Origin of the sequence: Sphingobium sp. HDIP04 (assembly GCF_000445085.1) — a bacterium.
GTDB classification, from domain to species: domain Bacteria; phylum Pseudomonadota; class Alphaproteobacteria; order Sphingomonadales; family Sphingomonadaceae; genus Sphingobium; species Sphingobium indicum.
In genome coordinates, this window is sequence record NZ_ATDO01000075.1 from 26,350 (window position 1) to 35,464 (window position 9,115).

The 9,115-nt window shown below is 63.4% G+C and carries 7 protein-coding genes; all 7 read right to left on the minus strand.

The window, feature by feature from the left end; genetic code table 11:
* Nucleotides 1-38: 38 nt before the first annotated feature.
* Nucleotides 39-1,802 (minus strand): ParB/RepB/Spo0J family partition protein, encoded by a 1,764-nt coding sequence (locus tag L286_RS32385; protein WP_020817642.1) that lies wholly within the window; start codon nucleotides 1,800-1,802, stop codon nucleotides 39-41.
* An 85-nt stretch (nucleotides 1,803-1,887) separates the two neighbouring features.
* Nucleotides 1,888-2,307 carry a DUF2958 domain-containing protein gene (locus L286_RS32390; protein WP_020817641.1) on the minus strand — a complete coding sequence of 140 codons (420 nt, stop codon included), beginning with the start codon at nucleotides 2,305-2,307 and terminating at the stop codon, nucleotides 1,888-1,890.
* Nucleotides 2,304-2,510, minus strand: coding sequence for a zincin-like metallopeptidase domain-containing protein (locus L286_RS32395; protein WP_021223285.1), 207 nt, complete (start codon nucleotides 2,508-2,510; stop codon nucleotides 2,304-2,306). The genes L286_RS32390 and L286_RS32395 overlap by 4 nt, the downstream gene beginning before the upstream one ends.
* A gap of 65 nt (nucleotides 2,511-2,575) precedes the next feature.
* Nucleotides 2,576-3,478: an ArdC family protein gene (locus tag L286_RS32400; RefSeq protein WP_013039035.1), complete on the minus strand. Its 903-nt coding sequence runs from the start codon at nucleotides 3,476-3,478 to the stop codon at nucleotides 2,576-2,578.
* Nucleotides 3,479-3,522: 44 nt separating this feature from the next.
* Nucleotides 3,523-5,748: an integrase gene (locus L286_RS32405; protein ID WP_013039034.1), complete on the minus strand. Its 2,226-nt coding sequence runs from the start codon at nucleotides 5,746-5,748 to the stop codon at nucleotides 3,523-3,525.
* On the minus strand, nucleotides 5,745-7,532 hold the full coding sequence (locus tag L286_RS32410) for a hypothetical protein (protein ID WP_013039033.1): 1,788 nt from the start codon (nucleotides 7,530-7,532) through the stop codon (nucleotides 5,745-5,747). Before L286_RS32410 ends, L286_RS32405 begins: the two co-directional genes overlap by 4 nt.
* Complete coding sequence (locus tag L286_RS32415; protein ID WP_013039032.1) at nucleotides 7,529-8,920, minus strand: tyrosine-type recombinase/integrase; 1,392 nt, start codon at nucleotides 8,918-8,920, stop codon at nucleotides 7,529-7,531. Before L286_RS32415 ends, L286_RS32410 begins: the two co-directional genes overlap by 4 nt.
* Nucleotides 8,921-9,115 lie beyond the last annotated feature (195 nt).

Genomic DNA, 9,115 nt, shown 5'->3' on the forward strand with positions numbered 1-9,115 from the left:
TTCAGAAGACGGGCGGACCTAAGCCCGCCCGCATCACATCATGCCGCCTCGGCGAACGGCACCTCCATATCGTCGGGGTCCGGCTGTGCCGCCTGATTGCGCGCGGCCATGACCTTGGCGTGGGCCGTGACGGTGGCGACACCGCCGCGCGCGGTGTAGGCGCTCGGCGGGAACGCCATCCACCGGGGCACCCAGCGTTCGACCTGCTTGCGCCCGTCGTTGCCAGCCAGATGATCGGTGATAATCCGCTTCAAGGTCTTGGATTTCTCACCGGCATTGGCGCTGGCGATCGTCTTTCCCGCGACCTCCGCGACCATGCAGCCCAGCACTTCGCGGTCGCGGATCAGACCGAACAGCGCGTCGTCGGCCTGCCACCAATCGGCCATGTCGATGCCGATCTCGGTGCCCACCGCCTCGACGGCGGTCCCGCCAGCGGCCAGCGTCTCGCCCATGACGATGGTGACTACCTCCATTATGGCGGGGTCCGGCAGTTCTATGAGGCGCAGGAAGACGCCGGTCACGCCATAGTCGTCGCCGTTGCCGCCGGTGACGGTCGGTTCCCCGGCGGAGAAACCCAGCATGTCGAGAACGGCGCGGCGGCGCTCGTCGAACACCGCTTCGCCGCGCGCGGTTTCGATGCTTTCGCGCACCTCATCGTTGCGAGTCGATTGCGGTTCGGGCCGCACGGTCCACAGGTGCGAACCGACGATGGCATGGGCAACCATCAACCGGAGCGCGATGCCCGGATGGGCGAGCAATCCGGCGCGCACGGCGGCATGACGGTGCAGATCGACATAGGTTTGCAGGGTCGAGGTGATCTCGGGTCGCTGCGGCTTTGCCGCATTCGACGCCTCGCCGCGCTCGGCCCGGCGCGCTTCCTTGCGGCTGAGATAGCCCTCATGGAAGGTCACCTCTCCGGTCGCGCGCACATCGATATAGACGCGCCCGCCCTTGCGCTTGGCGGCTTTCTCGAACTCCCACGAATGGAAGTGATCGGAAGGCGGCACGATCACGACATCGCTCCAACCCTGTTCCAGATAGGCGTCCTTCGCGGCATCGATGGCGGCGTTCTGCGCATCCCAGAACGCATCCGCATCGGCGAAATAGCGGTCGTCGCCGAACAGGTCGGCAATGGTCGCGCCCTTGAAATCGTCGAGGCTGAACAGCGCGAAACGGGACGGGATCGACTGCCCGCCGAACAGCCACGCCTTCAACTGGTGGCCGGTCGGCACATAGCTGTCGGGATCGTCGTAGAGCGCGAGCCACGCCTTTTGCTGGCTCTTGCTGGCAAGGGTCAGATGGCGAACGGTGGCGCGGTCGATCTTCTCGGCGCGGTAGAGTTCGCGGATGCGCGGCAGCAAGTTACCGAGCGCAAGGATGCGCCGGATCATGAGGTCGGGAAGCCCGAAGGTCGCGGCGATGTCGTCCACCTCGCGGCCCTCCTTCACCAACCGGGTGAAGGTGTTCCACTGCGTCACCTCGTCGGCATCGAGCCGCGCCAGATTTTCGATCATGGAGGCTTCGATAGAGGCGGCATCGTCGGTTTCGGCGAGGATGCGGCAGGGGAGCGGCTCGGCTTCGCCGGTTTCCTGCGCCACGATCAGCGCGGCATGATAGCGCCGCGCGCCTGCGACGATCTCAAAATGCCCCTCCTGACAATTAGGGCGGACCAGCAGTGTCTGGATGATGCCGCGCTTGCGGACGGTCGGCAGGATGTCGGAGACATCGGGGGCTTTCTTGCCATAGCGCATGTTGGTCTTGCTGACGGAAAGCTTGTCTTGGGCGATAAAAACGAGTGTCATGGCACAACTCCTTGTGAGTGCCGGTCCGTCGTCTTTTCCGGGAGGGCGGATCGGCTTACGGGGTGGCGGCGAACGGCCGCCAGCGTCATCCGCTTGGGCGCGGAAGCTTGGTGGCCGTGCTGCTTGCAGCGCGACGGAATTCGGATTGGGCGTCGAGGATCGAGCCGCAGCGGCGCGCGGCGTCGGCCCAGACCGACAGGCGATGCGGCGTCTCGAATCCCAGATCGCGTTCGATCCCCAGCCCGAACGGCAGGCGCACGGATGCGATTTCCGACAGGCTGAAATAGCCCAGTTCGGGGCATCCGAAGCCGAGGTCGGCAAGCCCGAACAGGGCATCGCCATCCTCTGCCAGTTCGGTCGCGAGCCATGTGGCGGGACCAAGCGGATTGAAGAGTTTCAACACCGGCACCGGGTCGGGTTCGGACTTGCCGTCACGCTGCGCGGCGCGGTGCGTGATGTCGTTGGCGCGCAGCGCGAAACGAATGTCGGAGGTCAGCAGGATCATGCCGCGATCCTCCCCGTTATGCTGGCCTCTTGAGCCTCGCGGTATCGGGTCAGCAGCCAGTCGGCCGCCTTGGTGGCGGCGCTGGCGGCGCGGAAGATCGCGCGGCTGTCCTCGCGCAGCACCGCGAGCCATGAGCCGATATAGTCGGCGTGGCGCACGGTCGGGGCGATGCCGATCGCGGCGCACAGGAAGGCCGATCCCATCTCGGCGACATATCCTGACAGTCCAGCCCTAATGTGACTTCTACCGCAAATTTTCGGGGCGCTTATCATGCGGCGATCTCCTCAGGCTGGGGCTGCTGGGCGTGCATCCAATCGGCGGCCGCCTGCGCCTTGCTGGCGGCGGTGAAGATGGCGCGAGGGTCGTCTTTGAGTGCGCGCAACCACGATGCTACGTAGGCGGCATGATCGGCCCGCGGATGGTGAGCGATCCTGAGGTCGGCGAGTACGAACGATGCGGTCAGTTCAGCGCAAATTTCCTCGATCGCCAAGCTGTCGCGCTTGAAACGTTCGGCAAAGTTGCGGTCGAGCCGGTGCTTTGCCCCTGTGGCGTGGGCCGCCTCATGCAAAAGCGTGCCCATCTGTGCTGATGCATCCCGAAACGAGGCAAAGGTCGGCATGAAGATGTGATCGAGGTCGATCCGGTAGTGCGCATCGTAGGCGCCCTCGGTGATCGGGATCTTGAGGGCCGCGACGAAAGCTTCGGCGTGCCCGAACCGCTCGCCCTCGGGTAGAACTGCGACAGGTGGGGGTTCATAGCCCTCGACCTGGGCGAGGTTGAACACGGTGAAGGCCCGCGCGAACATGCGGCCGGGTCCGGCTTCGCCATCGTCATGATCATCATCGGCGCGCGATGCGGCCTGTTTCCAGAACACAACCGTCGTTCCGCGTTCACCTTTGCGGACCTGTGCGCCAAGCGATGCCCACTGGCGATAGGTCCCCCAAAGACCGCTGGAATAGGCAGCCGCTTCGGCTGCGATCCAGAGCGCGAGCACGTTGACGCCGCGATAGCGGCGGCGAGAGGTGACGTTCTGCGGCCTGGTGGTGGCAGCGCCATCATGGTGCCAGGGCATGCGCCAATCGCCGGCCCCGGCTTCGATGGCAGATACAATCTCGGTGGTGATGCGCGAATAAACGTCGGCTCGCGGCGTCGCAGGGTAGGATCGGGACATGGCAGGTCTCCACGACGGGCGGAGGGAAACTGTCTTCCGCTCCTTCAATCCGTCACCCGCAAACCCGCCTCCTCTTCCTCTCCCGCCATACCGTTATGCGGTGTGGCGGTACCCGGTGCGATCTGTTCAAGAACACGCTGGATTCTGGCCACCTCGGCCTGAAGCGTCACCCGCTGCGGCTCTGGAAGCCGCTTCTCGCGCAACAACAACCGTGCCTCATCAGCACCGCGCTGCCATGCCGGGCGATGCCGTTCGGCGATGCAGGCATTGGGGCAGCGGACCGGTTCGCACATGGAGATCATTGGCCCGCTTGCGCCTGGCTCCGAACTCCGGTTCAGGCACAGGGCGGTTGCCGGATCAAAGAAGCAATCGGCCAGCGGGCCGACATGCAATGTCCGCGCGAGACTGCCCAGCATGGTGCGCAGACGTGGACGGTCGGCAATCATGGCAGGTAGCGGCGCCAACTCGTGGGCGGCAGTATCAAGCACAACTCCGACCCTGTTCGCGGCAGGTCCGCCAAGGCGTGCGCCACTTTGCCGCTCGTCGAAGTAGACAAGGATATCGTCAATCTGGCCAAGCGCACGCTGGGCTTCGATCTCTCCCCGAAATCCGGACCGGCTGCTGCCAGCATAGCCTTCGAAAGCCGCAACGCTCGCATGCTTGTACTGGATCATGCCGGCAATTGTTCCGAAGGGCCGGTTGGCGATGTGCCAGGCGATTGTGCGGCGAAACTGACGCGTTGTCAGACGCCATGGTCGGCCGTCGGGTCCGGCAGGAATGACGGGTGCCTGCGCGGATCCGAAGTGGTCATTGAGGTGATCGCGGAACCGGTTGAGTTGCCGGACTATCTCTGCAGAGACGTGCGTCTTGGTATTGGCCCGAAGCGTGAGGACTGGCCACAGGGTCGTTGTTCCGCGCGCTTGTCCCGCCCGCGCGGAAAGGCGTTCGAGGACATCGATGGCTTCAGCGACCGGCGCGATGGTAACCCACTCGGTCTCCTCGCCGCCGCCGCGCTTGCCCTTGTAAGCAGTGGACTTGATACGATGCCGCAAGATCGTACCGTCTTCGGCTTTGGTAATAGACAGGCATCCCCGCCTCATGGCTTGGATCTCGCTGTCCCGCATGCCTGAGAGAAAGGCACATACGATATAGGCTGCGGACTGCAGCATGACTTCCTCGAGGGGCAAAACCTTGGCATCGAAGCGGGTGCGCCAAGGCATGCCCGTATCGGGATCGGCAGAATTGGGCGTATCCATGCCGCCAATCTCGGTGCCGAGTTCTGCGATGGCAGCGGCGATGAGGTCTGGTGCACCCGTGGCCAGGCCAAGGTGCATGGCAGGTTCGGCCTGCGCGTTGATACCGGCATGGAGGTGGATCAGGTGGTAGTTGATCGGCGGCGTGACGGCGCCGGTTTGCGGATCTGTTCGCGTTGCGCCGTTATGTGCCGTGGTCCAGATCGGAATGCCGCGCCCATGCTGCCGCAAGGATGCAACATAGTCGAGGAGGCGTTGGCGTTGCCGTAACCGACGAACAGCGGGATCCAGACCTTCCTCAGCGGCAATCAGACGGTTGCGCGTTGCTTCAAGGCAATCGAGTTCTGCCCGTGCGGCAAGGATATCGCCTGCGTAGCAGGTCACGTAGCGCAACGACCAGGAGAGCAGCGGCGTCATGATCGCTTCAGGAATGCGCGGCGTCCGGTTCTCCCCTGCAATATGCTTTGCGCCCGCCACGGAAAACGGACTTCGTCCCGGCCACGGTTCGAAGGACAGGCGCGCAGTCGGCAGATGATGCTGCAACTCGTGCAGGTCAAAGACGATCCGCAGCAGCGCTGCCGCTGCAACTGGGCGCAGCCCGGCTAGGCGCAAGGCTCCGGCGTAGCGATCGACCAGAGCCTGATCGACCCGGGCGAGATCGAAACGCCCCAGCTGAGCCTTGACGAAGTCGAAAAAGCGCAAGGTCCGGTTGGCCTCGCCGCGCACCCCGGCCGGCTCAAGCCGCGAACGGTGACCGGGGAGATCGACATTGAGCCGCGCATGGAGAATCTGGCGCAGGGCATCAGCAATGGATGGGTCTTTGATACCGCCGAAATGTACCGTGACATGGCAGCGCCGCGCGTTGTCGCGAAATACGCCGGGAGCCAGATCCCACACTGGATCGCCGTATCGTGAAATATGCGCGCGATCGCAGCCGGGGCGCAAAGGCGCGGACATAAGCACAGGGAGGGCATCGCGCTCATCGTCGCTCTCCGCCAGAAGCTGGACAACGGTCATGCCCGTGCCTCTGGCGGCAGATAGACCGTGGGAGGGTCGTTCGCGACTTGCGCACGGGCCCTTGTCACGACGTCTTCGGCGAAGGCAGGCAGAATCTGCTGAACGATGCGATCATGGGCATGACCAAACTTGGCGGTCCAATCAGCAGCACTCAGGCCGATCCGCTGAGCGTCGACGAAGGAGAGAAAGGTGAGAATGGCAGGCAGCTTGCGCGCGGTAATGACCGCGTTGCGGCAATCGAGGCAGGCCCAGAACGGTGTAGGGCATGGCGTGCCGGCGGATGCGAAGGGACTGGAATAGAAGTTGCCACAGCTTGCAAGCCAGACGTCTTGTTCGCCATTGAGCAGTGCGGTTGAAATGCCCCCATCATCGGGATCAGGGCTTGCCAACTCGCCGCGCAGCCGGTCCTCGTCTTGAGGAGGCAGGATCATTGGACCAGCGAGCACCTCTTCGAGGGCATCTGCCACGGTTTGCTCGTGCAGCGGTCTGAGGGAGGGAATATCGGCGTAGTGCCGTGCCGCGATATCGACGGTATGACCTACGGCGAAGCGGGCCATGTGGCCTTCGGTCTTGAGATACCACAAGGCCTTGTGCGTCTTGCGCAGATACGAAAGACACAGGTGGAGCGGTTTACCCTGATCATCGGTAATACAATGGCGCTGCGTCCAGGCACTGACCTTCAAGCGCAGTTGACGAATACCTGCGGTGATCTCGCCCGGCTGAAAATAGACCCAAAGGTTATCGCTGGAGTTATGGACCCTGGCCTTGGACGATAGGGCGATGATGCGTCGGATCAGACCGCCAGCGGTGGATGAGCCGCGATCACGCACCCGGATTGTCTTGTGCTCGGCACCGTGTGCCCGCAGCTTGGTGTAGGCGATATCGACGGTACCCCCTGCGGCATTGCGCAGACAATCGAGGGTGAGCGACTTGCAGCACTCCAGCTCAAGCCCTGTCTCGATTAAGAGCAGAACAAGAAGCGGGACGATATCGTCGGCAGTAAGATAGTGGGCTGCGTGGAGGCTCAGGTTAAGCCTGTCACTGGTGAGATCGCGCTTTTTGCGCAGCTTGTACAGGCTCTGAAACGTGGGATCACGGTAGCCCAGAACACCGTATGTCTCGATGGCAGCATGGGCTTTGCAATATGCGCCATCGATCTGCGGCACCTCATCGAACTGCGGCCCCGACCGCAAGCGCGCCTCGATCGCAGCGATATCCGCGCGTGCCGCATCGCGCAGCTGGCGGGCTACATACGGACTGTAGGCATCGCGTGGACGGGAACGAACGTGTGCGTGTGAGCTGACGTAGCGCAGTCGTTCCCGCAAGCCGCAATCGACAAGCTCGGGGCTGTCGTCCGCGATGCGACGAAGGACGGAAACGACCTTGGCGACATAGGTTGGTCCATGCACGCAAGACTTGCCCTGCGCGCTGAGCCATGTCTCAAATCCATCAATGTGATGGGCACGAAGGTCAGCAGGGCCGTTGATCCCGTCGCCTGTCCCGGCCAGGTAGGAAAAGAAGCTTGGCAGCTGGTTGGCGTATGTCTTGAGCGACGAACGTACCATGATGGGGCCGCGCGGAGCAGCCAGCATGAACAGGCTCCGGGCAAATGCGAGCGCCAGGCCGCGTGGCCGCAAGCCCGTGAAATCGACGAGCAGCTCGCCGCCATATAAGGGATGAATCATGAAGCGCAGCGTGCTGATCTGCGACCATGGATCGGCTTGGGGCGCAGCCGTATCTGCCGCGAAGCTGACCTTGCGTCCTTTGCGTGGAGCAGCGGTCATGATCGAAGATAGCCTGGTACGAGTGCCAGCAGTTCTTCGACTGCCGCATCAACGGTATCGGCACGCGTGGCGAGGTGATCGAGATAAATAGAGGTCGTCGCGAGGCTCGAATGGCCAAGCAATCGCTGGACCTGTTGAAGCGGATCGCCGACCAGCTGGCGATAACCTTCCATGGCGCCCACTGGTGCCGCTGCGTCGGCGAGGCGGCGCTGGATCAGCATGGCAAGCATGTGGACTGCAAAGGAATGCCGGAGTTGATGGGGGCTAAGCCGGACCGGGATGCCGGCGTCCGTGCAGCGGCGGCTCGCCCGTGCGAAGATCGCTTCCCACGAGTTGGGCAACACAGGATGGCCCACCTCGGTCAGCCAGAGGACCGCGGCTTCGCGCGGCGTTCCATCGTCAGCGCAAATAACAAGCCTTGCGCGTTCATCCGGTGTGACGACCTCTATGTCCATCGTGCCACCGCCAACGAGATGCAATGCACGCTGCCCGAATGAGGGGCTGTGGATGAAGATCGGGCGGTCGATGGCTTCCCAGCCACGGCGCTGTGCGAACTTGGCGACGGCTGCGGCTCGCTCAACGGCGATGTAGGCGTCAAACACCGGCAACAAGCGGCGCGGCAGCAGCATGCTTCGCCCCCTGTCACCCTTGGTGAGTGCCGCCGGAAGCTCGACCCGCCGCTGACGTTCCGAGCGGGCGTCGCAAACCGGAATCTCAGCTGCGAGCAAGTGGGATGCCTCTTCCAGGCGCAGGCCGGTGGTGACCAGCAGATCGGCGAACAGCGCGTTGCGCGCGCCATTGCGGTCACGCGCTCCAGGACGCTCGGTCCCTTCAACGGTCAGGCCGCGCAAACCAACTTCCCGGAAGGCGCGGTAATCGGTGAGATCGATGAAACGGACGTCGGAACGACGGGCTGCGCGCTCATAGGCGTTATTGCGGCCCGTGACCGCCGCACGGCGCCCATCGTGCGATCGTCGCCAGACCTGACGATGCGTAAAAGGTGTACGCTCGATCAGCCCCTCCCGTTCGGCCCATCGATAAAGCTTGTCGAGCGAGGCAATCGCCCGGTTCCACGTCGATGCAGAAATCCGGAACTCAGCATCGCTGCGCCGCCGGGCACGATGATAGGCACCGACATCATCGGCATCGGCTTGCCAGACAGACTTGCCGCGGGCCGAAGCGAGAAAGCGAACCCAGACCAGAACATCATAACCATGGGCGCGCAACGAGTGTCGCGAACGCGAACCGTTCAGCGGCAAATCGAGGAAGTAGCGCTCAAGGTGGAGATCATAGATCGCACCATCACGCAGAATTACCGGGATGTAGGAGTCCAGGCCATCCGCCGTCCGGCGCTCCTGAATGACGATCGACGCACCTGAATTATCCACAGCTTGTCAGTCCCTCCCCCGGACCCCCTCCCGACTCCAGATCGCACACGTTGCGCGCCTGCGGGACGGTGGTCATCAGGCCGGATTACGCCAGCTTATGGATAGCGCTTCATCCGGCCTGATGCCCCCCTGCGTCGCGCCAAAGCATACCGTTCAATGGTGCGTCAGGCACGGTGCAGACTGTCCAGATAAGGC

Bases quoted from the DNA above. Each gene is read 5' to 3' on its own strand.
- L286_RS32385 (WP_020817642.1), bottom strand. From the start codon at position 1,802: ATGACACTCGTTTTTATCGCCCAAGACAAGCTTTCCGTCAGCAAGACC.
- L286_RS32390 (WP_020817641.1), bottom strand. From the start codon at position 2,307: ATGATCCTGCTGACCTCCGACATTCGTTTCGCGCTGCGCGCCAACGAC.
- L286_RS32395 (WP_021223285.1), bottom strand. From the start codon at position 2,510: ATGGGATCGGCCTTCCTGTGCGCCGCGATCGGCATCGCCCCGACCGTG.
- L286_RS32400 (WP_013039035.1), bottom strand. From the start codon at position 3,478: ATGTCCCGATCCTACCCTGCGACGCCGCGAGCCGACGTTTATTCGCGC.
- L286_RS32405 (WP_013039034.1), bottom strand. From the start codon at position 5,748: ATGACCGTTGTCCAGCTTCTGGCGGAGAGCGACGATGAGCGCGATGCC.
- L286_RS32410 (WP_013039033.1), bottom strand. From the start codon at position 7,532: ATGACCGCTGCTCCACGCAAAGGACGCAAGGTCAGCTTCGCGGCAGAT.